The sequence below is a fragment of the Streptomyces sp. KPB2 genome, from assembly GCF_003950055.1.
GTDB classification, from domain to species: Bacteria; Actinomycetota; Actinomycetes; order Streptomycetales; family Streptomycetaceae; genus Streptomyces; species Streptomyces salinarius.
Window position 1 is genome coordinate 5,033,553 of record NZ_CP034353.1, and the last position, 26,169, is coordinate 5,059,721.

21 protein-coding genes are annotated in these 26,169 nt (G+C 72.0%); 19 read left to right on the plus strand and 2 right to left on the minus strand.

Annotated features, from left to right (window positions below; translation table 11 throughout):
• The first annotated feature begins 10 nt into the window (after positions 1 to 10).
• The 7 genes from stgR to D1J63_RS22650 all read left to right on the plus strand — a co-directional run bounded on the left by stgR (position 11) and on the right by D1J63_RS22650 (position 10,081).
• Complete coding sequence (stgR, locus tag D1J63_RS22620) at positions 11 to 982, plus strand: LysR family transcriptional regulator StgR (RefSeq protein ID WP_125631185.1); 972 nt, start codon at positions 11 to 13, stop codon at positions 980 to 982.
• A 301-nt stretch (positions 983 to 1,283) separates the two neighbouring features.
• Complete coding sequence (locus D1J63_RS22625) at positions 1,284 to 2,756, plus strand: hypothetical protein (RefSeq protein WP_164712928.1); 1,473 nt, start codon at positions 1,284 to 1,286, stop codon at positions 2,754 to 2,756.
• The gene (locus D1J63_RS22630; protein ID WP_125631188.1) at positions 2,756 to 4,963 is read left to right on the plus strand and encodes a glycosyltransferase; all 2,208 of its coding nucleotides are present in this window, start codon (positions 2,756 to 2,758) and stop codon (positions 4,961 to 4,963) included. Before D1J63_RS22625 ends, D1J63_RS22630 begins: the two co-directional genes overlap by 1 nt.
• Positions 4,964 to 5,070: 107 nt before the next feature.
• On the plus strand, positions 5,071 to 6,342 hold the full coding sequence (locus D1J63_RS22635) for an acyltransferase (RefSeq protein WP_241235592.1): 1,272 nt from the start codon (positions 5,071 to 5,073) through the stop codon (positions 6,340 to 6,342).
• A 117-nt stretch (positions 6,343 to 6,459) separates the two neighbouring features.
• The gene (locus D1J63_RS22640) at positions 6,460 to 7,290 is read left to right on the plus strand and encodes a hypothetical protein (RefSeq protein ID WP_125631190.1); all 831 of its coding nucleotides are present in this window, start codon (positions 6,460 to 6,462) and stop codon (positions 7,288 to 7,290) included.
• Positions 7,291 to 7,422: 132 nt separating this feature from the next.
• The gene (locus tag D1J63_RS22645; protein ID WP_125631193.1) at positions 7,423 to 8,784 is read left to right on the plus strand and encodes a nitrate/nitrite transporter; all 1,362 of its coding nucleotides are present in this window, start codon (positions 7,423 to 7,425) and stop codon (positions 8,782 to 8,784) included.
• Between the two features lie 109 nt (positions 8,785 to 8,893).
• Complete coding sequence (locus tag D1J63_RS22650; protein ID WP_125631194.1) at positions 8,894 to 10,081, plus strand: uroporphyrinogen-III synthase; 1,188 nt, start codon at positions 8,894 to 8,896, stop codon at positions 10,079 to 10,081.
• A gap of 386 nt (positions 10,082 to 10,467) precedes the next feature.
• On the opposite strand, the gene D1J63_RS22655 is transcribed toward D1J63_RS22650, so the two are convergent.
• A complete protein-coding gene (locus D1J63_RS22655) occupies positions 10,468 to 11,016 on the minus strand; it encodes an anthrone oxygenase family protein (RefSeq protein WP_125631196.1) in 549 nt (182 codons plus the stop codon).
• Positions 11,017 to 11,210: 194 nt separating this feature from the next.
• Between D1J63_RS22655 and D1J63_RS22660 the strand changes: the two genes are divergently transcribed.
• The 6 genes from D1J63_RS22660 to D1J63_RS22685 all read left to right on the plus strand — a co-directional run bounded on the left by D1J63_RS22660 (position 11,211) and on the right by D1J63_RS22685 (position 18,272).
• A complete protein-coding gene (locus D1J63_RS22660; RefSeq protein ID WP_125631199.1) occupies positions 11,211 to 11,801 on the plus strand; it encodes an ABATE domain-containing protein in 591 nt (196 codons plus the stop codon).
• Between the two features lie 195 nt (positions 11,802 to 11,996).
• Complete coding sequence (locus tag D1J63_RS22665) at positions 11,997 to 12,521, plus strand: sigma-70 family RNA polymerase sigma factor (protein WP_007450155.1); 525 nt, start codon at positions 11,997 to 11,999, stop codon at positions 12,519 to 12,521.
• A 71-nt stretch (positions 12,522 to 12,592) separates the two neighbouring features.
• A complete protein-coding gene (rsuA, locus tag D1J63_RS22670) occupies positions 12,593 to 13,375 on the plus strand; it encodes an anti-sigma U factor RsuA (RefSeq protein ID WP_125631201.1) in 783 nt (260 codons plus the stop codon).
• An 82-nt stretch (positions 13,376 to 13,457) separates the two neighbouring features.
• Entirely contained in the window at positions 13,458 to 15,809 is a 2,352-nt protein-coding gene (locus D1J63_RS22675) for a UvrD-helicase domain-containing protein (RefSeq protein ID WP_164712930.1), read from the plus strand.
• A gap of 413 nt (positions 15,810 to 16,222) precedes the next feature.
• Positions 16,223 to 17,638, plus strand: coding sequence for an NAD-dependent malic enzyme (locus D1J63_RS22680; protein WP_102929504.1), 1,416 nt, complete (start codon positions 16,223 to 16,225; stop codon positions 17,636 to 17,638).
• 352 nt (positions 17,639 to 17,990) lie between these two features.
• The gene (locus D1J63_RS22685) at positions 17,991 to 18,272 is read left to right on the plus strand and encodes an HU family DNA-binding protein (RefSeq protein ID WP_004000874.1); all 282 of its coding nucleotides are present in this window, start codon (positions 17,991 to 17,993) and stop codon (positions 18,270 to 18,272) included.
• A gap of 187 nt (positions 18,273 to 18,459) precedes the next feature.
• Here D1J63_RS22685 and murA read toward each other — a convergent pair whose 3' ends face one another.
• Positions 18,460 to 19,806 (minus strand): UDP-N-acetylglucosamine 1-carboxyvinyltransferase, encoded by a 1,347-nt coding sequence (murA, locus tag D1J63_RS22690; protein WP_061444436.1) that lies wholly within the window; start codon positions 19,804 to 19,806, stop codon positions 18,460 to 18,462.
• 233 nt (positions 19,807 to 20,039) lie between these two features.
• Between murA and D1J63_RS22695 the strand changes: the two genes are divergently transcribed.
• The 6 genes from D1J63_RS22695 (at position 20,040) to D1J63_RS22720 (ending at position 25,914) form a co-directional block, all read left to right on the plus strand.
• Positions 20,040 to 20,612, plus strand: coding sequence for a YqgE/AlgH family protein (locus tag D1J63_RS22695; protein WP_164712931.1), 573 nt, complete (start codon positions 20,040 to 20,042; stop codon positions 20,610 to 20,612).
• 30 nt (positions 20,613 to 20,642) lie between these two features.
• Positions 20,643 to 20,927: a DUF3039 domain-containing protein gene (locus tag D1J63_RS22700; RefSeq protein ID WP_030402030.1), complete on the plus strand. Its 285-nt coding sequence runs from the start codon at positions 20,643 to 20,645 to the stop codon at positions 20,925 to 20,927.
• Between the two features lie 242 nt (positions 20,928 to 21,169).
• Positions 21,170 to 22,468, plus strand: a complete 1,299-nt coding sequence (locus tag D1J63_RS22705; RefSeq protein ID WP_125631206.1) for an extracellular solute-binding protein — start codon at positions 21,170 to 21,172, stop codon at positions 22,466 to 22,468.
• A complete protein-coding gene (locus tag D1J63_RS22710; RefSeq protein WP_164712932.1) occupies positions 22,465 to 23,457 on the plus strand; it encodes a sugar ABC transporter permease in 993 nt (330 codons plus the stop codon). Before D1J63_RS22705 ends, D1J63_RS22710 begins: the two co-directional genes overlap by 4 nt.
• Positions 23,454 to 24,299 carry a carbohydrate ABC transporter permease gene (locus D1J63_RS22715; RefSeq protein WP_102929500.1) on the plus strand — a complete coding sequence of 282 codons (846 nt, stop codon included), beginning with the start codon at positions 23,454 to 23,456 and terminating at the stop codon, positions 24,297 to 24,299. The genes D1J63_RS22710 and D1J63_RS22715 overlap by 4 nt, the downstream gene beginning before the upstream one ends.
• Before the next feature lies 1 nt (position 24,300).
• A complete protein-coding gene (locus D1J63_RS22720) occupies positions 24,301 to 25,914 on the plus strand; it encodes a beta-N-acetylhexosaminidase (RefSeq protein WP_125631209.1) in 1,614 nt (537 codons plus the stop codon).
• The last annotated feature ends 255 nt before the right edge of the window (positions 25,915 to 26,169 follow it).

The window sequence follows — 26,169 nt, forward strand, 5'->3', positions numbered from 1 at the left end:
AATTCACCGGATGCCCGCACCCGCCCACCTCGACCCCCGCCTCCTGCGCGCCTTCGTCGCCGTGGCCGAGGAGCTGCACTTCACCCGCGCCGCCGCCCGGCTCTACGTCGCCCAGCAGGCGCTGAGCAGGGACGTGCGGCGTCTGGAGCGGGAGTTGGGGGCCGAGCTGTTCGTCCGCACCACCCGGCAGGTGACGCCGACGGCCGACGGCGAGCGGCTGCTGCCGTACGCCCGCCGGGTCCTCCAGGCGCAGGACGACCTGCTCGCCGCCTTCGGGCAGGCCCGCCCGCTGCTGGTCGACCTCAACTCCCCGGGGCTGGCCACCGGCCGCCTCGTCCTGGAGCGGGCCCGTTCGCTCGCGCCCGAGCAGGAGCTGATGGCGCGTTACGAGAGTGGGCTGACCCACGCCGCCGGCGAACTGGTCGCGGGCCGCCTCGACGCCTCCTTCGGCCGGTTCGCGGGGCTGCCCGCGGCGTTGCGGGCGGGGCTCGCCCATCAGCCGGTGCGCTACGAGCCCATGGCGGTCGTACTGCCCGAGGACCATCCGCTGGCCCGGCTGACGGAGGTGCCGCTGACCGCGCTCGCCGGGGAGAGCGTGTACGCCGGGGCCGGTAACCCGCGGACACCGGAGTGGACCGACCTCGCCCACCTCCTCTTCGAGGGGCGCGGCATCCAGGTGGCGTCCCCCGCGCCGCTGGCGATCGGCGAGGAGGAGTTCCAGCGCATCATGGACAAGACGCGCAATCCGATCCTCGCCGTGCGGAGCTTTCCGGCCATGCCTTCGACGGTGGTACGCCCGCTCGTCGACCCCGTGCCGCTCTCGCCGGTGTCGCTCGTCTGGCGAAAGGGACTGGTGCATCCCGCGCTCGACGCGCTGCGCCGGGCAGCGTCCCAGGTCGCGACCGAAAAGGGTTGGTTGGAGGTTCCCGACGGGGGATGGATTCCGGCCGCCGACGCTGCTGTGATGTCCGTCCACAAGTGACACGCGGCCACCACACATCCTCCGCGTGCGCTACATTCTTTGCCTGAGCACGGTGTGGTACAGGGGGCGCTCGAACCTGGTGGGGGCCGGTTCGGCCGACGAGTGCTCGGAGTCGTGTGCGCACCCGGAAGTGTTCCGTGGGGGGAAGTGCGCGCGCGTGAAGAATTGGCAAAAAGACGCCCAACCGGAGCGGCCCGATGTCGAGTCCGGGGCTCGTGATCTCTCGGAGGCAGGACGACATGCTGACGCCACCGAGGTGTTGCCCCCGGCCCGGGTCTTCCCTCCGGCGGGGAGGTCCCCGATGAGCACGAGGGGGCCCGGCGAGGCCGATTCCAGCGGTTCCTCCGGTTCCTCCGGCTCGGCCGGCGCTTCGGGTTCTGCCGGTTCCTCCGTTTCTGCCGGGTTCACCGGGGCCGCGTCGGGTCCGGGCTGGTTCGGGGAGTCCCGTGAGGGCCCGCGCGGCCACGGGAGTTCCGCCGCGGACCGGACGGAGATCCTCGGTGCCCGAATAGGCGGCCACGCTCGTCGCCTCCCGGGCCCGGACCAGTCCGCCCAGGGCCGGATAACCTGGGGCAGAACCGACCCCGCCGGGACGAATCCCGGCAACTCCGCCCCCACCCACGGCCCGAACGGCGCCGCTCCCGGCAACGCGGCCCCGGCGCCCGACCTGTTCGGCAGGGCCCCGCACGCGGCCCCCGCGCCCGGTGCCGCCCACCACGCCCACGGCGTCGGCCACGGCACCGGCGCCGCCCAGGACCCCGACCGGACGGACATCCTCCCGCCGGCCGGTCCCACCCGCGCCTTCCCCGCACCGGCACCCGCACCCGCGGTCGCACCCCCGCCCGGCCCCGCCACCGCCGCACTCCGCGACCCCTGGCAGGAGCTGCCGGACACGGACGGCGACGCGGGTCCCGGCACCGGCACCGACGCCGCCGGTCACACCCACGACCCGCACGAGGTCACGGTCCAGCTCGACGCCGTCCACCTCGGCGACGGCCAACTCCTGCGCGCCGACGGCGGACACCGCAAGAGCGGCCCCGAGCCCTCCGAAGGCCCCGTCTTCGTCGACGCGTCGGGCCGCCGCAGCCGCCTGTACCGCCGCCTCGGCATCCTCGTCGCCGTCGCCTGCGCGGTCTACGCCGTCGTCATCGTCTCCACGCTGCTCTCCGGCAACTCCGACGCGCCCTGGATGCCCGTACCGGGCCAGGAGGAGGGCGCCCCGGCCGGCCAGGTCGACACCACGCCGCTTCCCTCGGAGTCGGCGCAGCCCTCCGGCACCGGCGCCGCCTTCCCGCAGACCAGCCCCTCGGCCGACGCCGGCACGGCGACCGCACCGGGCGCCGGGGCACCCGCGTCCGGTACGTCCGGCGTCGCGGGCGGCACCGCGGAGCAGCCCGGTACGAGCACCGGCCCGCAGTCCTCGGCGCCCGGCACGGGCGGGAACGCGGGCGGTTCCGGCGCGACCGGCCCCGACCCGGCGCAGTCGACGCAGGCGTCGACCCCCGCCACCACGGACGCGTCCACCCCGGCGGGCGACGGCGACACCCCCGCCGGTCCGACCGAGCCCACCGGCGGCACCACCACGGACGCCGGTCCGGGCGAGGGCGGCGCCAACCCCAACGGCGCGGGCGGCGCGGACCCCGTCGCGGGCCCGGCCGGCGAGCCCGTCGTGGCCGCCGGTCCGGCCGGCACCGCCACGTCGTCCTCTTCCGACTCGTCCGACTCCGCCGCTTCTTCCGATTCCCTTTCCCTGTCCCCGGAGAACACCCTCTGATGGCATCCCGCACCCGCCGTCACGGGGCCGCGCGCAGCGCCCGTGAGGGCTCCCGCCGTCGCCTGCCGTTGCGCCTGCTGCTTCCGCTGTTCGTCCTGGTCGCCCTGGTGGCGATGCTCATGCTGCGCGGATACGTGCACAGCGAGATCCTCGCCGACCACCGCGTCCAGCCGCCCGCCGCCACCACCGACGTGCCCGAGAAGATCCTCGAGGGCGGTCCGGTCATCGACACGCGCGGCGGGCGCACCGAGAGCCTCAGCGTGCCCGACCACCGGCTCGTCCTCACCTTCGACGACGGCCCGGACCCGACCTGGACGCCACGCGTCCTCGACGTGCTGAAGAAGCACGACGCGCACGCGGTCTTCTTCGTCACCGGCACCATGGCCTCCCGCTACCCCGACCTGGTCCAGCGCATGGTCGACGAGGGTCACGAGGTGGGCCTGCACACCTTCAACCACCCCGACCTCTCCTTCCAGTCCGAGAAGCGCATCGACTGGGAGCTGTCGCAGAACCAGCTGGCACTCACCGGCGCGGCCGGCGTGCGCACCTCGCTGTTCCGTCCGCCGTACTCCTCCTTCGCCGACGCCATGGACAACAAGTCCTGGCCGGTCACCGAGTACATCGGCGGACGCGGCTACCTCACCGTCGTCAACAACACCGACAGCGAGGACTGGAAGAAGCCCGGCGTCGACGAGATCATCCGCCGGGCCACCCCGAAGGGCGGCAAGGGCGCCATCGTCCTGATGCACGACTCCGGCGGCGACCGCCACCAGACCGTGCAGGCCCTGGACCGGTTCCTGCCCGACCTCAAGGAGAAGGGCTACGAGTTCGACAACCTCACCGAGGCCCTGGACGCGCCCAGCGCCATGACCCCGGTGACCGGCGCCGAACTGTGGAAGGGCAAGGCGTGGGTCTTCCTGGTCCAGGCCTCGGAGAAGGTCACCGACGGCCTGGTGGTGGGCCTGGCGGTCATCGGCACGCTGGTCATCGGACGCTTCGGCCTGATGCTGCTGCTGTCCGGTGCCCACGCCCGCCGGGTGCGCCGCAGACGCTTCCGCTGGGGCCCGGCGGTCACCGAACCGGTGACGGTGCTGGTCCCGGCGTACAACGAGGCCAAGTGCATCGAGAACACGGTGCGTTCCCTGGTGGCCAGCGACCACCCGGTCGAGGTCATCGTCATCGACGACGGCTCCAGCGACGGCACCGCACGCATCGTGGAGGGGCTCGGCCTGCCGGGCGTCCGGGTGATCCGGCAGCTCAACGCGGGCAAGCCGGCCGCGCTCAACCGGGGCCTGGCCAACGCCCGTCACGACATCGTCGTGATGATGGACGGCGACACCGTCTTCGAGCCCTCCACCGTCCGCGAACTCGTCCAGCCCTTCGGCGACCCGAAGGTGGGCGCCGTGGCCGGCAACGCGAAGGTCGGCAACAAGGACAGCCTCATCGGCGCCTGGCAGCACATCGAGTACGTGATGGGCTTCAACCTGGACCGCCGGATGTACGACGTCCTGGGCTGCATGCCGACCATCCCCGGCGCGGTCGGCGCCTTCCGCCGCTCCGCCCTGGAACCCATCGGCGGCATGAGCGACGACACCCTCGCCGAGGACACCGACGTCACCATGGCGCTGCACCGGGCCGGCTGGCGGGTCGTCTACGCCGAGAACGCCCGCGCCTGGACCGAGGCCCCGGAGTCCGTCAGCCAGCTGTGGTCCCAGCGCTACCGCTGGTCGTACGGCACGATGCAGGCCATCTGGAAGCACCGCCGCGCGGTGATCGAGAAGGGTCCCTCGGGCCGTTTCGGGCGGGTGGGCCTGCCCTTCGTCTCGCTGTTCATGGTCGTGGCCCCGCTGCTGGCCCCGCTGATCGACGTCTTCCTGCTCTACGGCCTCGTCTTCGGCCCGACCGACAAGACGATCGTGGCGTGGCTGGGCGTCCTCGCCATCCAGGCGGTGTGCGCGGCGTACGCCTTCCGGCTCGACCGGGAGAAGCTGACCCCGCTCATCTCGCTGCCGCTCCAGCAGATCCTGTACCGGCAGATCATGTACGTGGTGCTGCTCCAGTCCTGGATCACGGCGCTCACCGGCGGCCGGCTGCGCTGGCAGAAGCTGCGGCGCAGCGGCGGTGTGTCCGCGCCGCCGCCCGGTGCCGACGGCGTACCGCCCCAGCGGCGCTCCGGCGCCATGGACGGGAGGCGGCCGGTCGGATGACCACCCCGCCGTTCGACCCGACGCGGCCGTACCCCGCCGCGCCCGTCCCGCCCCCAGCGCCCGTCCCGGCCGCCTCCGCGCCGGCCGCCACCCGGAGAGCCCCGCACGTGACCGCACCACCGTCCCCGTACCCGCCCGCCGGCGCGGACCCGGCCGCCCTGTCCGCCCAGTCCGCCTCGCCCGCCTCGGTGGACCCGGCCGCGCCCCGGCAGGAGCGGGCCCGGCGCGGTCCCGTCCGGGACCGGTACTTCGACCTGCTGCGGGCGGTTGCCCTCTTCCGCGTGGTCCTCTACCACCTCATGGGCTGGGCCTGGCTGCCGGTGGTGTTCCCGTCCATGGGCGTCATGTTCGCCCTCGCGGGCAACCTGATGGCCCGCAGCCTCAAGCGCCCGGCCGTCCAGGTCGTCCGCAGCCGCATGCGCCGCCTGCTGCCGCCGCTGTGGCTGCTGGGCGCCGTGGGCGTGACCGGCATGGTGCTGCAGGGCTGGGGACCGAACGAGGACGGGCACCCGGGCTGGTGGTGGTTCCACCTCCTCTACTGGATCCTGCCGCTGAGCGACCCGCCCTTCGCCGAGAGCGTGCCGGGCATCCACGGCATCCTGGGCGAGGACTGGGCCGGGGAACTCGCCGGGCCGCTCTGGTACATCCGCGCCTACCTCTGGTACGTCCTGCTCTCCCCGGTCCTGCTGCGCGCGCTGCGCGCCCTGCCCTGGCTGACGATCCTGGCGCCCCTGGTGCTGTCGGCCGCCTTCCAGTTCGGCTACCTCAACCTGCCGGGCGAGCGCTTCCCGTCCGCGCTCACCGACTTCAGCACCTTCGGCGCCTGCTGGATCCTCGGCATGGCCCACCAGGAAGGCGTCCTGAAACGGCTGCCGCGCTACGTGGTCCCCTCGGTGGCGCCGGTGATCGCCGCGCTGGGCCTCTGGTACGCCTTCCGGGAGGGCTTCAAGACCGGGTACGACCTGGACTCCATCCCCTTCGCCCAGGCCGTCTGGTCCTTCGCGACGGTGCTGCTGCTCCTGCACGTCAGCCCCTCGTGGACCGAGTGGCCGCGCCGGCTGCGCCGCTGGGACCGGCTGATCACCCTGCTCAACTCCCGCGCGGTGACGATCTACCTGTGGCACAACGTCTGCATCCTCGTCGCGGCCACGCTCTGGGACCAGCTGTGGGGCTTCGACGTCATCTACGAGAACGTCCCCTGGCTGCTGGAGAGCCCCTGGCCGGTCCTGGCCATCGCCTGGCTGCTCATCGGGAGCTGCATCGTCTGGTTCGGCTGGATGGAGGACGTGGCCGCCAAGCGCAAGCCCCAGCTGTGGCCGGACGGCGGCAAGCGCCCGGCACCGAAGCAGCCGAGGGCCCGCGCCACGCACCGGAGTTGACCCTTTCGACCGGGGCGGCTCCCGCACCGGGGCTGACGGCTGTCGGCCCTCCGTGCGAGACTGCCCCGGTTGCGGAAGTGAACAGGGTGGCGTGAGCCGGTCAGGGGGAGCAGCGGGATGAGCAAGCGGCAGACGCAGCAGATGCTGCAGTTGATGGCGAGCGGGGAGCCGGTCCAGCTCACCAGCCGGATGTCGTCCGTGAAGAAGCTCGCCAAGCTGGCCTTCGTCGCCCAGCAGTTCGGGTACGAGTACGCCGACGTCCGTCAGAGCGGCGGGAACAACACCGCGCTCACCATGCTGCTCGTCCCCGACCCGAGCCCGCAGGCCCGCACCCGGGCCGCGCAGAACTGGGCGCAGTACCCGAACGCCGGCGACGGCGTGTCGCTGCCGCCGCTCGTGCCGGACGCCTTCGAACTCCTCAAGGCGCGGATCAAGTTCGACCTCACCGGAAAGAACGCCCAGAAGAACATGGGCTACGGCGCGCTCGGCGGCACCGTCGCCTGTGTGGTCATCGCCTTCCGCGAGGGCGGCTCGTCCGACGACTTCGTCATCTCCGGGATCATCTGGCTGGTCCTCATGGCGGCCCTGGGCATCGGCTTCCTCGCCACCCGCAAGCGCAACGCCAAGTTCGCGGCCCGGCTGCAGGCGGCCGGGTTCATGCCGATGACCGACGAGACGGGCCGGGTGCGCTACCTGCCGCCCGGCGGGCAGCTGCCGGGCCACGGAAACCCGTTCGGCACCGCGCCCGGCGGCTACGGCCAGCCGGCCCCCGGCCCGTACGGCGCCCAGCCGCAGCAGCAGCCGTACCCGCCGCAGCCGTACGCCCAGCCGCAGCAGGCGCCACAGGCCCAGCAGCCCTACGCGCCCCCGCAGGGACAGCAGCCGTACCCGCCGCAGGGCTACCCGCAGCAGAACCCGCACTGGCAGCCCCAGCCCCCGCAGGGCTGACCGCGATCTCTCACCGGCCACCGGCGCCGGGTGAGAGCGACGTTCCCTCCCGGTCATCCACAGCCCCACCGGCCCGAAACGCGTCCCGCCTAGCGTCGGCGCAACCGAGCTGTGGAGCACCGTGGAGGCGTCATGACAGTCCCTGGCGGCCGTTGGATCACGTACTGGGATCCCGAGGACGAGTCCTTCTGGCGGGAGACGGGGGAGCGGACCGCCCGGCGGAACCTGTTCTTCTCCGTCCTGTCCGAGCACATCGGCTTCTCCGTCTGGACGATGTGGTCCGTGCTGGTGCTCTTCATGGGCCCGGAGTACGGGCTGACACCGGCCGACAAGTTCCTGCTGACGTCCGTCGTGACGCTCGTCGGCGCGGTGGTGCGGGTGCCGTACACCTTCGCCGTCGCCGTCTTCGGCGGGCGGAACTGGACGGTCGTCTCCGCCGGGCTGCTGCTCGTGCCGACCGTCGCGGCCTTCGCCGTCATGGAACCGGGGACGTCCTTCTCGACCTTCCTCCTGGTCGGACTGCTGGCCGGCATCGGCGGCGGCAACTTCGCCTCCTCCATGACCAACATCAACGCCTTCTTCCCGCTCAGGAAGAAGGGCTGGGCACTCGGCCTCAACGCCGGGGGCGGCAACATCGGCGTGCCCGTCATCCAACTGGCCGCGCTCGCGATCATCGGCGCGGGCGGCGGGCCGCGGGTGCTGCTCGGCGTCTACATCCCGCTGATCCTGCTGGCCGCGGTGCTCGCCGCACGCCACATGGACAACCTCGCCTCGGTGAAGAACGACACCGGGGCCGCCAGGGACGCCGCGCGGGACGTCCACACCTGGATCATGTCCGTGCTGTACATCGGCACGTTCGGCTCGTTCATCGGCTACAGCTTCGCCTTCGGGCAGGTGCTCCAGAGCCAGTTCGGACGCAGCCCGCTCCAGGCGGCGTACCTGACCTTCATCGGTCCGCTGCTCGGCTCGCTGATCCGCCCGGTGGGCGGCAGGCTCGCCGACCGGTACGGCGGCGCGCGCATCACCCTGGGGAACTTCGTGGCCATGGCCGCCGCCACCGCCGTACTGGTCGCGGCCAGCGCGGCGGATTCGCTCGCGCTGTTCGTGGCCGTGTTCGTGGTGCTGTTCGTGCTCAGCGGGCTGGGCAACGGGTCGACGTTCAAGATGATCCCCGGGATCTTCCAGAACAAGGCGCTGGCCAAGGGGCTGGAGGGGGAGGCGGCGGTGGCGTACGGGCGGCGGCTCTCCGGGGCCTCCATGGGGCTGATCGGCGCGGTGGGCGCGCTCGGCGGCGTCGCGATCAACCTCGCCTTCCGGCAGTCCTTCCTCTCCTCCGGGTCGGGCACCGGCGCCTTCGTGGCCTTCCTCGCCTTCTACGCCGTGTGTCTCGCCGTCACGTGGGCGGTATACCTTCGCCGGCCAGCCGTACGGACGCCGGAGGGCACCGCGGGCCCGGACCGGGCGAGGGCCGGGCTCAGCCGTGCCGAGGTGTGACGTAACACTGGTGACATGAAGCGGAACCGAGCCCGTCACGCGGTGTTGGCAGGCTCGGTCGCCACGTGATGGTGCACGTGGGTGTGAACGGAACGGAGCGCGGCGAGCGATGGACGACGTGAGCGACGTGGGGGAGCCGGACGGTGGGGGCGACGGGGCGCGGGGGCCCGAGCACGGCCCGCTCGCCGGGTTCACCGTGGGCGTGACCGCCGCCCGCCGGGCCGACGAACTGGGCGCGCTGCTCCAGCGCCGCGGAGCCGCCGTCCTGCACGCGCCGGCGCTGCGGATCGTGCCGCTCGCCGACGACGGCGAGCTGATGGCCGCGACCAAGCGGATCGTCGACCGGGCACCGGATGTCGTCGTCGCCACCACCGCCATCGGGTTCCGGGGCTGGGTCGAGGCCGCCGACGGCTGGGGCCTCGGGGACGCCCTGCTGGAGCGGCTGCGCACGGTGGAGCTGCTGGCCCGCGGGCCCAAGGTCAAGGGCGCGGTCCGGGCCGCGGGACTGACGGAGCGGTGGTCGCCCGCCTCGGAGTCCATGGCCGAGGTCCTGGACCGGCTCCTGGAGCAGGGTGTCGAGGGCCGCCGGATCGCCGTACAGCTGCACGGGGAGCCGCTGCCGGGATTCGTGGAGGCGCTGCGGGAGGGCGGCGCCGAGGTGCTGGGCGTGCCCGTGTACCGGTGGCTGCCGCCGGAGGACCTCGGGCCCGTGGACCGGCTGCTGGACGCCGCCGTGTCGCGGGGCGTGGACGCCGTGACGTTCACCAGCGCGCCGGCCGCGGTGTCCCTGCTGGGGCGGGCCGAGGAGCGGGGCATGCTGCCGGAGCTGCTCGCCGCGTTCGGCCACGACGTGCTGCCCGCCTGCGTCGGACCGGTCACCGCGGTGCCGCTCCAGGCGCACGGCGTCGCCACGGTCCAGCCCGAACGCTTCCGGCTCGGGCCCCTCGTCCAGCTGCTCTGCCAGGAGCTGCCGACCCGCGCCGGCGCCCTGCCGGTCGCCGGGCACCGCCTGGAGATCCGCGGACACGCGGTACTCGTCGACGGGGAGCTGCGGACCGTGCCGCCCGCCGGCATGTCCCTGCTGCGCGCCCTCGCCCGGCGGCCCGGCTGGGTCGTGCCCCGCGCGGAGCTGCTGCGCGCCCTGCCGGGCACCGGCCGCGACGAGCACGCCGTCGAGACGGCCATGGCCCGCCTGCGCACCTCCCTCGGTACCCCGAAGCTGATCCAGACGGTGGTGAAACGCGGCTACCGCCTCGCCCTGGACCCGGCGACGACCAGCAAGTACACGACGGACTGACCCGTCGCCCGCGTACGGCGGGAAGGGGACGTGTCGGGGGGTGTCCGCCCGCAGCGGTTGGCGCGTCAACGCGGTTCACTTCTGTGGCCGACCGATTCCGCGCCGTTCCGAGGACGGACACCCCCCGGCGCGGCCCCGACCCACCACGCACCCCAAGGCGCTACGCGCACCCCCACCGCCGAAGGCACCCGCACAGGCGCCGCAGGCACCCCGCACCACCACCGAAGGCACCCGCACCACCACCGAAGGCACCCGCACAGGCGCCGCAGGCACCCGCACAGGCGCCGCAGGCACCCGCCACCACCGCCGAAGGCACCCGCACAGGCGCCGCAGGCACCCGCCACCGACACTCACCGCACCCGCGACGGGGACGCCGTCCGCGGCGCTCACCGGGGTGACCCGTGCACGGCCTCCCGCCGTACCGCCCCCGAAGCGGCCCATGACGTCGTCCGTACCCGCGCCGCCGCCCCCGCCGCCAGGCAGCCCGTCGCCACCGTCGACAGCGCGGCGCGTACGGCGTTCCAGGCCAGCCACGGGTCCTCGAACCGCTCCCGCAGCGCCGCCGGATCGCCGGGCCGGGCCAGGGCGTCGTTCAGGGGGACGTTGCCTGCCACGGTGACCAGGAAGGCGAGCGCGTACGCCGTCGCGCCCGCCCAGACCCACCAGCGGCCCGGCGCCCGGCGCGACTGCCACCCCGCCAGGCCCGCGAGCACCAACGCGCCCAGGAAGACCGGCAGGAACACCGCGTTCTCGATCACCTCGTTGATGTCGCGCATCACGTCGACGTACACCCGGTCGTCGCTGCGCGCCAGCGCCGGCATCACGGCACAGGCGAAGACGTAGAAGGTCCCGGCCATCAGGCCCGTGGCGACCGTGGCCGCGACCAGTACTCCACCGGCGGTGCGGGACCGCCGTACCCCGTTGATTTCTGCCATGCGTCCAGTCAACGGGCGCCGCGGCGCGCCGGACATGGCCCGGACGCGCGGGCGCATGCGCGAGCGTCCACACGGGGGCGGTACGAGGGGTTCCGGGCGCGCGGGCGGGCAGGCACTGTAGAAGGAGCGGTTCCCCTGCTCCCCTCTCCGGCCCGCCCACCCTCCACCGGGCCACCCAAGGCGGTGACAGGAACATGGCACTGGGTACGGCCACCGACCCGTACGAGCTGCGGTTCGACACCGGGCGGTCCTGTCTGGACCTCATCGCCACCACCCACCCCGTGGAACGCCTCGGCTCCCTGGACGCGCTGCGCGCCTGGATCACCGGCTCCGGACTCGTCCCGCCCGGCACCCCGCTGACCCACGCCGACCCCACCTGGCTGACCGGCTTCCGCGAACTGCGCGCCGAGACCGCGAGGTTGGTGCGCACCCGGCCGGTACCCCCGACCCCCGCGTACGACCTCGCACTCGCCCGCGTCAACGAATTCGCCCTCGCCGCACCCCCCGCGCCCCGCGCCGTCCTCGGAGCGGACGGCGCGCTGGTGCGGGAGCTGACCGGGCCGCCGCCGTGTGCCGCGCTGCTCGGCGCCCTCGCCCGGGACGCCGTGGAACTCCTCACCGACCCCGTCGCGCGGGCGAGCCTCAGGCAGTGCGCGGGCGACAACTGCCCCATCGTGTACGTGGACACCTCCCGCGGCCGCCGCCGGCGCTGGTGCTCCAGCGAGATCTGCGGCAACCGCGAACGCGTCGCCCGGCACCGCCGCCGCGCCGCCCTCGCCCGGTAAGTCCCCGTAGCGCCCCGCGCGCCCCGTTCGTCACACCGCCCCCGGGAAATCTTTCATCTCGGTTTGAACACGCCGCACTTCGCGTCCGTACCGAATGGGCGAGCGACCGACTGGGGGAACCCCCGGACATCGGAGGTGGGCGTGCGCAAGGATTCCGTCGTGGCCAATGAACGTGGTGCGAGGGCCCGACATCGCATGTCGCAGTCGTCCTCGGAACCCGACGAGGAGCTGATGCGCGCGCTGTACCGCGAGCACGCCGGCCCCTTGCTCGCCTACGTGCTGCGGCTGGTCGCGGGGGACCGCCAGCGCGCCGAGGACGTCGTCCAGGAGACGCTCATCCGTGCCTGGAAGAACGCCGGTCAGCTCAACCGTGCGACCGGATCGGTACGCCCCTGGCTGGTGACGGTCGCCCGGCGCATCGTCATCGACGGCCACCGCAGCCGGCAGGCCCGGCCGCAGGAGGTCGATCCGTCGCCGCTGGAGGTCATCCCCGCGGAGGACGAGATCGACAAGGCGCTGTGGCTGATGACGCTGTCGGACGCGCTCGACGACCTGACCCCGGCCCACCGGGAGGTCCTCGTCGAGACGTACTTCAAAGGGCGTACCGTCAATGAGGCGGCGCAGACACTGGGCATACCCAGCGGCACCGTTCGCTCCCGGGTGTTCTACGCCCTGCGTTCGATGAAGCTGGCTCTGGAGGAGCGGGGGGTGACGGCGTGATGAGCGGGTACGGGGGAGCTCAGGGATTCGGCGGGGGATTCGGCCCGGGGGATACGGGTAATTCTGTCCCCATGCAGGGATCACCGGCGCCGAACGAGCACGAGACCGTCGGCGCCTACGCCCTCGGGATCCTCGACGACGCCGAGGCGACCGCCTTCGAGGCGCACCTCGCCACCTGCGAGTGGTGCGCGCAGCAGCTCGACGAGCTGGCCGGCCTGGAGCCGATGATGGCGGCGCTGGCCGACCTGCCCGGCACCGGCACGCCCGCGATCGCCGAGTCGCTCACCGTGAAGCCCAGCCCGCGGCTCTCGGAGAAGCTCGTCGACGAGGTCGCCGAACGCCGGGCGAGCAAGCGCCGCCGCAACTTCTACCTGGTGGGCACCGCCGCCGCGCTGATCATCGGCGGCCCGTTCGCCGCCGTGGCGACCACGGGCGGCGGCGGTGGCGACGACGGAGGCGGTCGCAAGACCGAGGCGACGCAGCAGGCCGCGAGCGCCGCCGAGTCCGCCTTCGCCGCCATGCCGGACCGGGTCACCGCCACCGACCCGGCCACGCAGGTCAGCGCCACCGTGGCGCTGGAGAAGAAGGCCTGGGGCACCGAGACGGTCCTGGAGCTGAAGAACCTCAAGGGCCCCCAGAAGTGCTCCCTGATCGCCGTCGGCAAGAACGGCGAGCGGGAGACGCTCAGCTCCTGGACGGTCCCCGACTGGGGCTACGGCATCCCGGACGCCACCACCGAAAAGGCCAAGAAGCCGCTCTACGTGCACGGCGGCGCCGCCTTCGAACCCAACCAGATCTCCCACTTCGAGGTCATGACCTTCGACGGGAAGCGACTGGTGGAGGTCGACGCGTAGCGCGGTCCACAGGCGCGCCGTAGCTTCCCGGGCCCCCTTCGCGTATTTTTGACGGCTGCCCAGCACGTCAGAAGGGGGCCCGGTGGCCGCACAGGCTCAACAGGATTCAGCGGTCGACTCGGAGCACGACCCCGTACGCCTCGTACGAGGGGACTCCGCGCGGGAGGACTCCACACGCGAGGACTCCGTACGGGACCGAGAGATCGGCGTGGAACAGGCACACCTGGACCGGGTGTACCGACGCCTCGAGGAGAAGATCCACGAGGCGGAGTTCCTCATGCACGACGCCGCCCAGCGCGGCCACGTCGGCACGCCCGGCGCCCTCGCCGAGCGCGACGCCCAGGTCTTCCGGGCCGGCATCCACCTCAACCGCCTGAACAACGAGTTCGAGGACTTCCTCTTCGGCCGCATCGACCTGCTCCTCGGCAAGGACGGCAAGAAGGGCCCGGACGGCGCGTACACGGCGGTCGAACCCGCCGAGGGCGCCCTCGAGCCCGACGGCACCGCGGACATCGCCGAGACCCTGCACATCGGCCGCATCGGCGTCCTCGACGAGGACTACGCGCCGCTGGTCATCGACTGGCGGGCGCCCGCCGCCGCCCCCTTCTACCGGTCCACGCCGGTCGACCCGGGCCGGGTCGTGCGCCGCCGGGTGATCCGCTCCAAGGGGCGGCGCGTCCTCGGCGTCGAGGACGACCTGATGCGGCCCGAGGTCACCGCCCGTCTGGACGGCGAGGAGCTGGCGGTCGTCGGCGACGGCGCCCTGATGGCCGCCCTCGGACAGGCCCGCACCCACTCCATGCGGGACATCGTGGCCTCCATCCAGGCCGAGCAGGACCAGGTGATCCGCGCCCCCGCCGCCTCCGTGACCTACGTCGAGGGCGGCCCCGGCACCGGCAAGACCGCCGTCGCCCTGCACCGGGCCGCCTACCTGCTCTACCAGGACCGGCGCCGGTACGCGGGCGGCATCCTCATCGTCTCGCCGACACCGCTGCTCGTGGCGTACACCGAGGGCGTACTGCCCTCCCTCGGCGAGGAGGGCCAGGTCGCCATCCGCGCGATCGGCTCCCTGGTCGACGGCGCGGAGGCCACGCTGTACGACTCCCCGGCCACCGCACGCGCCAAGGGCTCCTCGCGCATGCTGAGGGTGCTGCGCAAGGCCGCGCGCGGGGCGCTGGAGCCGGCCGACTCGCCGACCCTGCTCAGGGTCGTCGCCTTCGGCCGCCGCCTCGAACTGGAGGCCGGGGAGCTGGCCGGCATCCGCCGCACCGTCCTCGGCGGCACCGCACCCGTCAACCTGCTGCGCCCCCGCGCCCGCCGGCTGCTCCTGGACGCCCTGTGGCAGAAGTCGGGCGCCGGGGCCCGGCACACCGACCCCGAGCTCGCCGCCGAGCTGCGCTCCTCCTTCGACGAGGACGTCAGCTCCGAGGACTCCTTCATCGCCTTCCTCGACGCCTGGTGGCCCGAGCTGACCCCGGGCGCGGTGCTGGCCGCCATGGCGGACGAGCGGCGCCTGGGCCGCTGGGCCCGGCGCGTGCTGAATGCGGGGGAGGTCCGCAAGGTGGCCCGTTCGCTGCGGCGCGAGGGCCACTCCGTGCACGACATCGCCCTGCTCGACGAGCTCCAGGCGATCGTCGGCACCCCGGCCCGCCCCCGCAAGCGGCGCGAGCAGGACCCGCTGGACCAGCTCACCGGGCTGGAGGAGCTGATGCCGCAGCGCGAGGAGACCCAGTGGGAGCGCGCCGAGCGCCTCGCCCAGGAACGCACCGAGTACGCGCACGTCATCGTCGACGAGGCGCAGGACCTCACGCCCATGCAGTGGCGGATGGTCGGCCGCCGCGGCCGGCACGCCACCTGGACCGTCGTCGGCGACCCGGCCCAGTCCTCCTGGTCCGACCCCGACGAGGCCGCCGCCGCCCGTGACGAGGCCCTCGGCACCCGCCCGCGCCGCCGCTTCGAGCTGACCGTGAACTACCGCAACCCGGCGGAGATCGCCGAGCTGGCGGCCAAGGTCCTCGCCCTCGCCATGCCCGGCTCGCAGTCCCCGTCGGCCGTGCGCTCGACCGGCGTGGAACCGCGCTTCGCGGTGGTGGAGGACTCCCTCGCCGAGACGGTCCGCGCCGAGGCGGCCCGGCTGCTCGGCCTCGTCGACGGCACCGTCGGCGTCGTCGTCGCCATGAACCGGCGCGAGGAGGCCCGGCGCTGGCTGGAGGGGCTCGGCGACCGCGTGGTGGCGCTGGGCAGCCTGGAGGCCAAGGGCCTGGAGTACGACGCCACGGTCGTCGTCTCCCCGGCCGAGATCGCCGACGAGTCGCCCGCCGGGCTGCGCGTGCTGTACGTCGCCCTGACCCGGGCCACGCAGCAGCTGACGGTCGTCTCCTGCGAGCGGGACGAGCCGGACGCCTCGGGGGTGCCGGACCTGCTGCGCGACTGAGCGCACGGGACGTGAACGTGCGAGAGGCCCGCGCCGTCGGACGGCGCGGGCCTCTCGCTCTTCGTCTAGGTGGCACCGACCCGCCATGCTCGCCTCGCGGCAAGTGGTCGCTCGTAGCGACGAAGGTTGGGCCCGGGGGCTTGGATCGAGCCGGTGCCACGTCCAAGGTAACAAACGATCCCCGCAAGACAATTCCCGTCCCGCGGGTTCCTTTCGCCGTCCGGGCACGTCCCGCCCGCCACTTCCGCCGACCCCTTCCCCTGACGGGCTACTTCTCGTATGGTGGAAGTCGTTTTCCGAAATCGGTGCGAACAAAAAGTTCGCAATCCGGGGCGGCTACCGCGTACTCGGTGGTAGGTGCGACGATCGGACGGCACAACCCAGTTACACGGTGAAAGCAGAGGAAGTCGGCCATGGCAACGGCGCCCAGCGTCTCCTACTCGATGACGGTCCGACTGGAGGTGCCCGCGGGCGGAACCGCCGTCTCGCAGCTCACCACCGCGGTGGAGTCCGCCGGCGGCTCGGTCACCGGCCTCGACGTCACGGCCTCGGGCCACGACAAGCTCCGGATCGACGTCACCATCGCGGCCGGCTCGACCTCCCACGCCGACGAGATCGTGGAGAAGCTGCGCGGCATCGAGGGCGTCAGCCTGGGCAAGGTCTCCGACCGCACCTTCCTCATGCACCTCGGCGGCAAGATCGAGATGGCGTCCAAGCACCCCATCCGCAACCGCGACGACCTGTCCATGGTCTACACGCCCGGCGTGGCGCGCGTCTGCATGGCCATCGCCGAGAACCCCGAGGACGCCCGCCGCCTCACCATCAAGCGCAACTCCGTTGCGGTCGTGACGGACGGCTCCGCCGTCCTCGGCCTCGGCAACATCGGCCCGAAGGCCGCGCTGCCGGTGATGGAGGGCAAGGCTGCCCTGTTCAAGCGGTTCGCCGGCATCGACGCCTGGCCGCTCTGCCTGGACACCCAGGACACCGACGCGATCGTCGAGATCGTCAAGGCCATCGCCCCCGGGTTCGCCGGCATCAACCTCGAGGACATCTCCGCCCCCCGCTGCTTCGAGATCGAGGCCCGGCTGCGCGAGGCCCTCGACATCCCCGTCTTCCACGACGACCAGCACGGCACCGCCATCGTCGTCCTCGCCGCGCTGACCAACGCTCTGCGCGTGGTGGACAAGCCGATCGAGAACGTACGGGTCGTCATGTCCGGCGCCGGCGCCGCCGGTACGGCCATCCTGAAGCTGCTGCTGGCCGCGGGCGTCAAGAACGCCGTCGTCGCCGACATCCACGGCGTGGTGCACGCCGGCCGCGCCGACCTGGTCGACGCCGCCCCGGAGTCCGCGCTGCGCTGGATCGCCGACAACACCAACCCCGAGGGCCTCACCGGCACCCTCAAGGAGGCCGTGCACGGCGCCGACGTCTTCATCGGCGTCTCCGCCCCCAACGTCCTCGACGGCGACGACGTGGCCGCCATGGCCGACGGCGCGATCGTGTTCGCGCTCGCGAACCCGGACCCGGAGGTGGACCCGGCGATCGCCCGCGAGACGGCCGCGGTCGTCGCCACCGGCCGCTCCGACTTCCCGAACCAGATCAACAACGTGCTGGTCTTCCCCGGTGTGTTCCGCGGCCTGCTGGACGCCCAGTCCCGCACCGTCAACACCGAGATGATGCTGGCCGCCGCGCACGCCCTCGCGGACGTGGTGACCGAGGACGAGCTCAACCCGAACTACGTCATCCCCAGCGTCTTCAACGACAAGGTCGCCGGTGCCGTCGCGGGCGCCGTGCGGGATGCGGCGAAGGCCGCCGGAGTGGTCGCCTAGACCCCCTGGGCCCGGGCAGGCGGCCCGCGCGTGGTGGCGAGGATCACCACGGCGGGCCGCCGCTCCGGCGCGTCGCGGGATGTCGGGCCTCGGATCGCCCTCTAGGGTTGCGCAAGGCTCAGGCCCTCTCGGCGTGTGACTCCCAAGGGTGCTCTCACGACCTCCTGGGGGTGCCGGATTGGCTTTACCGCCGCAGGTGGAGGCAGGATGCCTCCCTGGGCGCGAGGGTCTGACGACCGACCCGGGTCCGGGGAATGTCAGAGGGCCCTGGCAGCATCGGCATCGCTGTGCCCAACATGCGGCTCCGCCGCGTGGCACGCCTCAACGGCAAGAAGAACACGGGAGTAACAACATGAACCGCAGTGAGCTGGTGGCCGCGCTGGCCGACCGCGCCGAGGTGACCCGCAAGGACGCCGACGCCGTGCTGGCCGCGTTCGCCGAGGTTGTCGGCGACATCGTCTCCAAGGGCGACGAGAAGGTCACCATCCCCGGCTTCCTGACCTTCGAGCGCACCCACCGTGCCGCTCGCACCGCCCGCAACCCGCAGACCGGCGACCCGATCCAGATCCCCGCCGGCTACAGCGTCAAGGTGTCCGCGGGTTCCAAGCTCAAGGAAGCCGCCAAGGGTAAGTAAGCGCTCCGCTTGGAGTGCCGGGTAACTGCGCGGGCCGTTCGCACGGTGTGCGGGCCGTCCTCCGGCCGCGGGCCGGATGTGGCTGGTCGCGCAGTTCCCCGCGCCCCTTTCGGGGGCGCTCGTCTCAACGCCGGTGGGGCGGTCACCCGGGATCGGGTGACCGCCCCACCGGCGTTGGCGGGCCGGTCTAGCCGAGCGCCTTGCCCGGGAGTTCCACCTTCGCGCCCAGCTCGACGAGCTTGTCCATGAAGTTCTCGTAGCCGCGGTTGATCAGGTCGATGCCGTGGACGCGGGACGTGCCCTGGGCCGCGAGGGCGGCGATCAGGTACGAGAAGCCGCCGCGCAGGTCGGGGATGACCAGGTCGGCGCCCTCCAGCTTGGTCGGCCCGGAGACCACGGCCGAGTGCAGGAAGTTGCGCTGGCCGAAGCGGCAGTCCGAGCCGCCGAGGCACTCGCGGTAGAGCTGGATGTGGGCGCCCATCTGGTTGAGCGCCGAGGTGAAGCCCAGCCGGGACTCGTACACCGTCTCGTGGACGATGGACAGGCCGGTGGCCTGCGTCAGGGCGACCACCAGGGGCTGCTGCCAGTCCGTCTGGAAGCCGGGGTGCACGTCCGTCTCCAGGGCGATGGACTTCAGCCGGCCGCCCGGGTGCCAGAAGCGGATGCCCTCGTCGTCGATCTCGAACGCGCCGCCCACCTTCCGGAAGGTGTTCAGGAACGTCATCATCGAGCGCTGCTGGGCCCCGCGGACATAGACGTTGCCCTCGGTGGCCAGCGCCGCGGAGGCCCAGGAGGCGGCCTCCAGGCGGTCCGAGAGGGCACGGTGGGTGTAGCCGCCCAGCTCGTCCACGCCGGTGACGCGGATCGTGCGGTCGGTGTCCATGGCGATGATCGCGCCCATTTTCTGCAGGACGCAGATCAGGTCCTCGATCTCGGGCTCCACGGCCGCGTTGGACAGCTCCGTGACGCCCTCGGCGAGCACGGCGGTCAGCAGCACCTGCTCGGTGGCGCCGACGGACGGGTACGGCAGCCGGATCTTCGTGCCGCGCAGCCGCTGCGGGGCCTCCAGGTACTGGCCGTCCGCCCGCTTCTCGATCTTTGCGCCGAACTGCCGCAGCACGTCGAAGTGGAAGTCGATGGGCCGGCCGCCGATGTCGCAGCCGCCCAGGCCCGGGATGAAGGCGTGCCCGAGACGGTGCAGCAGGGGGCCGCAGAACAGGATCGGGATGCGCGACGAGCCCGCGTGGGCATCGATGTCGGCGACGTTCGCGCTCTCCACATGGGTGGGGTCCATGACCAGCTCGCCGGGCTCCTCGCCCGGACGGACGGTCACCCCGTGCAGCTGAAGCAGTCCGCGTACGACCCGCACGTCGCGGATGTCCGGCACGTTGCGCAGCCGGCTCGGCGCACTGCCCAGCAGGGCGGCCACCATGGCCTTCGGCACGAGGTTCTTCGCACCGCGGACCCGGATCTCGCCCTCCAGCGGGGTTCCGCCGTGGACAAGCAGTACGTCATCAGCGCCGTTGACGGTCATGAATCTCGCGTTCCGTGGGGTTGGGCAGGGGCCAGAAGGGAAAGGGTAATCGTCTTGTACCCCCCTTCAGGGCGCCTCCGCACGGTCCGGCAACGTCATGGATTTGTCACAACACGTGGCGTTCACGGGCGCGTACGCGCGGTCACGGCCGAGGGGCGTGCGCGGGTGCGTGTTCACCCCAGTGCCTCCGATTGCCTCCCCACGGGAGGGGAACATGCGGGATCATGTCTGGCATGACCGAGGTGTCCTCGCTCACGGGGCGGCTGCTCGTGGCAACGCCCGCCCTGGCGGACCCGAACTTCGAGCGTGCGGTGGTGCTCCTCCTCGACCACGACGAGGAGGGCTCCCTCGGTGTCGTCCTCAACCGTCCCACACCGGTCGACGTGGGCGACATCCTGGAGGACTGGGCGGACCTGGCCGGCGAGCCGGGCGTCGTCTTCCAGGGCGGCCCGGTCTCGCTGGACTCGGCCCTCGGCGTCGCCGTCGTCCCCGGCGGGGCGACGGGCGAGCAGGCACCGCTGGGCTGGCGCCGGGTGCACGGCGCGATCGGCCTGGTCGACCTGGAGGCACCGCCGGAGCTGCTGGCGCCGGCCGTGGGCGCCCTGCGGATCTTCGCCGGGTACGCGGGGTGGGGACCCGGCCAGCTGGAGGACGAGCTGACCGAGGGCGCCTGGTACGTGGTCGAGTCCGAGCCCGGCGACGTCTCCTCGCCGTTCCCCGAGAGACTCTGGCGCGAGGTGCTGCGCCGCCAGCGGGGCGACCTGGCGATGGTGGCGACGTACCCGGACGACCCGTCGCTCAACTGAAGCGTGTGAGCTTCAGTACCCTTGGCGGTTATGAGCACTCTCGAGCCCGAGCGCGGGACAGGTACGGGAACCCTCGTCGAGCCGACGCCGCAGACGTCCCACGGCGACGGCGACCACGAGCGCTTCGCGCATTACGTCCAGAAGGACAAGATCATGGCGAGTGCCCTCGACGGCACCCCCGTCGTGGCGCTGTGCGGCAAGGTCTGGGTACCGGGCCGCGACCCGAAGAAGTATCCCGTCTGCCCCATGTGCAAGGAGATCTACGAGTCCATGAGCGGCGGCGGGGACGAGGGCAAGGGCGGCGACAAGAAGTAGCGCCCCTGCCCGTACGGACCTCTTGAGATTTCCCGAAGGCCCCCGGAGTGTGCCCGCGCGCACTCCGGGGGCCTTCGTGCGCCGTGGCCGGGGCGGGGCTCCGACGGTGCCGATCCACAAAGAGGTTTACGAACTGGTTCAGACCTCTTGTGGACAGGTTCATGTCTCCCTACGCTCCTGGGTGTTGTGCAGAGCGAAACCGTCATTGCATATGTTGCAACGCACGCCCGGAGGAAGACTCCATGAAGCTCGCCCCCCGCCTGGCCGTACTGCTGGCCGCGGCCGTCGTCGCCGCGACCGCCTGCGCCCCCCAGACGTCCGACAACTCCTCCTCCGGCAAGGACGAGAAGAGCGGCACGCTGCGCGTCTGGCTGTTCCAGGAGGTCAACAACAAGCCCAAGGAGAAGGTCGTCGACGCGGTCCTCGCCGACTTCGAGAAGGCGCACGAGGACACGAAGGTCACCGTCGAGTACATCCCGGTCGAGACCCGCGCCCAGCGCATCAAGGCCGCCTTCAACGACCCGAAGAGCGCCCCCGACGTCATCGAGTACGGCAACACCGACACCGCCGGATACGTCAAGGACGGCGGACTCGCCGACATATCGAAGGAGTTCGCGGCCTGGGACGAGGCCAAGGACACCGACCCCACCGCCCGCCAGTCGGTCACCGTGGACGGAAAGGTCTACGGCGCCCCCTACTTCGTCGGCGTCCGCGCCCTCTACTACCGCACCGACGTCTTCGACGAACTCGGCCTCGAACCCCCCGAGTCGCTGTCCGAGCTGGCGTCCACCGCCAAGAAGGTGCACGCCGCCAAGCCCGGCCTCTACGGCATCGCCGTCGGCGGCGCCTACACCTACGGCGCGATGCCGTTCATCTGGGCCAACGGCGGCGAACTCGCCACCGGCAAGGGCGGCTCGTACGCCGCCGCCATCGACAGCGCCGCCGCCCGGAAGGGCATCGAGGCGTACACCTCCCTGTTCGGGGACGACAACTGCCCCGCCGCCAAATGCGCCGGCATGGGCGGCAACGACACCGTCACCGCCTTCGCCTCCGGCAAGGCGGCCATGGCCATCGGCGGCGACTTCAGCCACCAGGCCGTGGAGGCCGGCCAGGTCAAGGGCAAGTACGCGGTCGTGCCGCTGCCCGGGGTCGAGCCCGGCTCCATCGCCCCCGCCTTCGCGGGCGGCAACAACATCGGCGTCCTGAAGAGCACCTCGCACCGCACCCTCGCCGTCGACCTGACGAAGCGGCTCGCGTCGAAGAAGGCGCAGGGCGAACTCTTCGACGCGATGGGCTTCCTGCCGACCTTCGCGGACGTACGGCAGCAGGTCGCGGCGAAGGAGCCGTTCGTGAAGCCGTTCGTCGACACGCTCGGCGCGGGCACGAAGTTCGTGCCGGCCTCTCCCGCGTGGGCGACGATCGACTCCTCGCAGGTGCTGCCGACCATGTTCCAGGAAGTGGTGAGCGGCAAGAAGGACGTGGGCGCTGCCGCTGGGGATGCCGCGAAGAAGATGGACGACGCGTTTGGCTCCGCCGGATGACGGGTGCGCCTGTGAGCTCGGGGGGTGCGGTTCGGTGGCGGGCGCGGCGCCGTCGTGGCTTGTCGCGCCCGCGCGGCGGTAGCCGCAAAGGCAACACAGCCCCGCGCCCCTTTGGGGGCTCCTCCGCTACCCCCTGGATCTATCTCGCCCCCGCTCTTGTCGTCCTTGGTGGGCTGCTCGTCTACCCCGTCTACCAGCTCGGGCTGATCTCGTTTCTGGAGTACACGCAGGCTCAGGTCAGTGGTGGGGAGCCGACGACCTTCCAGGGGTTCGGGAACTATGCCGAGCTGTTCGGGGACGGGGAGTTCTGGCGGGTGCTGCTCGCCACCGTCGTCTTCGCCGCCGCGTGTGTCGTGTCGACGCTGGCGGTCGGGTGCGCGCTCGCCGTGCTGCTCACCCGGGTGCGGGCCGTGCCGCGGCTGGCGTTGATGCTGGCGGGGCTGGGGGCGTGGGCGACGCCGGCGGTCACCGGGTCGACGGTGTGGCTGCTGCTGTTCGACCCGGACTTCGGGCCCGTCAACCGGATGCTGGGCCTCGGCGACCACTCCTGGACGTACGGGCGCTACAGCGCCTTCCTGCTCGTGCTGCTCGAAGTGGTCTGGTGCTCGTTCCCGTTCGTCATGGTGACCGTCTACGCCGGGATACGGGCCGTGCCGGCCGAGGTCCTGGAGGCGGCCGCGCTCGACGGGGCCTCGCAGTGGCGGATCTGGCGCTCAGTGCTCGCGCCGATGCTCCGGCCGATCCTGGTGGTCGTGACCATCCAGTCGGTCATCTGGGACTTCAAGGTCTTCACCCAGATCTACGTCATGACGAACGGCGGCGGCATCGCCGGCCAGAACCTCGTCCTCAACGTCTACGCCTACCAGAAGGCCTTCGCGTCCTCGCAGTACAGCCTCGGCTCCGCGATCGGGGTCGTCATGCTGCTGATCCTGCTGGCCGTGACGCTGGTCTACCTGCGCTTGCTGCGCCGTCAGGGGGAGGAGCTGTGAATCTTTCGCGCGCGCGTGTGCGCCGTCCGTGGCGGCTCGCGGCCGAGGCGTCCGCGCTGCTGATCGCCGTGGTGGTCGCCTTCCCGCTCTACTGGATGGTGCTGAGCGCCTTCAAACCGGCCGGGGAGATCGAGTCGAGCGAGCCCCGGCCCTGGACGCTGACCCCCTCGCTGGATTCCTTCCGGCGCGTCTTCGAACAGCAGGAATTCGGCCGCTACTTTCTCAACAGCCTGATCGTGGCGGGTTCCGTCGTGATCGCCTCGGCGCTGATCGCGTTCCTCGCGGCGACCGCCGTGACGCGTTTCCGGTTCCGTTTCCGGACCACCCTGCTGATCATGTTCCTGGTGGCCCAGATGGTGCCCGTGGAGGCGCTCACGATCCCGCTGTTCTTCCTCATGCGGGACTTCGGTCAGCTCAACACCCTGGGTTCGCTGATCCTGCCCCACATCGCCTTCTCGCTGCCCTTCGCGATCTGGATGCTGCGGGGCTTCGTGAAAGCCGTGCCGGAGGCCCTGGAGGAGGCCGCCCACATCGACGGGGCGAGCCGGAGCCGCTTTCTCTGGCAGATCCTTTTCCCGCTGGTCTTCCCGGGGCTGGTGGCCACCAGCGTCTTCTCCTTCATCTCCACCTGGAACGACTTCCTGTTCGCCAAGTCGTTCATCATCAGCGACACCTCCCAGTCGACGCTGCCGATGGCGCTGCTGGTCTTCTACAAGCCGGACGATCCCGACTGGGGCGGCGTCATGGCCGCGTCCACGGTGATGACGATTCCGGTGCTGGTCTTCTTCGTACTCGTACAACGACGACTCGTCTCCGGCCTCGGCGGAGCGGTAAAGGACTGACGTGAGCGACGTTCTTCCCCAGCCACAGCAGGTCTCCTCCCAGGAGGACGCCTTCTTCGACCTCGGCCCGGACACCGCTCTGGTGGCCGGCGAAGGCACCGGGCGCACCGAGCGCTGGCTGCGCGCCACGCTGGGCGCCGCCACCGGTCTGCCGCTGGCCCCCTCGGCGGGCGGCGGCGGTGCCATCCGCCTCGCCCTCGACGCCGGCCTGCCCGACGAGGGCTACCGCCTGGTCGTCGCCCCGGAGGGCGTGCACCTCACCGGCGGCGACGCGGCCGGCCTCTTCTGGGGCGCCCAGACCCTGCGCCAGCTGCTCGGCCCGGACGCCTTCCGGCGCGCCCCGCTGCCCGACCGCCGCTGGCGGCTGCCGCTGGCCCGCATCGAGGACGCGCCCCGATTCCGCTGGCGCGGCCTGATGCTGGACGTCGCCCGGCACTTCATGCCCAAGGACGGCGTCCTGCGCTACCTGGACCTGATGGCCGCGCACAAACTCAACGTCCTGCACTTCCACCTGACGGACGACCAGGGCTGGCGCGTCGAGATCAAACGCCACCCGAAGCTCACCGAGACCGGCTCCTGGCGCGCACGCACGAAATACGGCCACCGCGCCTCGCCGCTGTGGGAGGACAAACCCCACGGCGGTTACTACACCCAGGACGACATCCGGGAGATCGTCGCCTACGCCGCCGAACGGCACATCACCGTCGTCCCCGAAATCGACGTACCCGGACACTCGCAGGCCGCCATCGCCGCGTATCCCGAACTCGGCAACACGGACGTGATCGACACCACCGCGCTCTCCGTGTGGGACACCTGGGGCGTCTCCCCGAACGTACTCGCGCCCACGGACGCCGTGCTGCGCTTCTACGAGGGCGTGTTCGAGGAACTGCTGGAGCTTTTCCCCTCGGAGTTCGTCCACATCGGCGGCGACGAATGCCCGAAGGAGCAGTGGCGGAGTTCGGCCACCGCGCAGGCGCGCATCGAGGAACTCGCCCTCGCGAACGAGGACGAACTCCAGGCCTGGATCATCCAGCACTTCGACACCTGGCTCACCGAACGCGGGCGCCGGCTCATCGGCTGGGACGAAATCCTGGAGGGCGGCCTGGCCAAGGGCGCGGCCGTGGCGTCCTGGCGCGGTTACGCGGGCGGGGTCGCCGCCGCGCGCGCGGGACACGACGTCGTGATGTGCCCCGAGCAGCAGGTGTACCTGGACCACCGGCAGGCCCCGGGCGAGGACGAACCGGTGCCGATCGGTTTCGTGCGCACCCTGGAGGACGTCTACCGGTTCGAACCGGTTCCCGCCGAACTGACGCCGGACGAGTCCGGACATGTGATCGGCACCCAGGCCAACGTGTGGACCGAGGTGATGGAGAACCAGGGGCGCGTGGACTACCAGGTGTTCCCGAGGCTCGCCGCCTTCGCCGAGGTGGCGTGGAGCGCGCTGCCCGCCCCCGCCGAGCGGGACTACGCTGCCTTCGAGCGGCGGATGGCCGCCCACTACCGGCGCCTGGACGCCCTGGGTGTCGACTACCGGCCGCCCGCCGGCCCGCTGCCCTGGCAGCGGCGGCCCGGTGTGCTCGGCCGGCCGATCGACGGGCCGCCGCCGAACAAGTAGGAAAACTCCGCCACACAGCGACACCCAGACCGCGAAACGCTCCCAAACGTCACCGAAGGGTGGCAACTCGCGCGCATGGCGCCGAGCTCCGATCGTCGGAGATCCCGTACGAAAACGTCCCATCTCGCCGACGAGGCGGGCGAATGCCTCCTATGGGACCCCTGCGTTCGGGCCCTGCGAAGATGTGCCAGAGTTGCCACGTCCGCCCTGTGAGGTCGTACGGTACGGCCACATGGGCGGGACCAGGTGGGACAG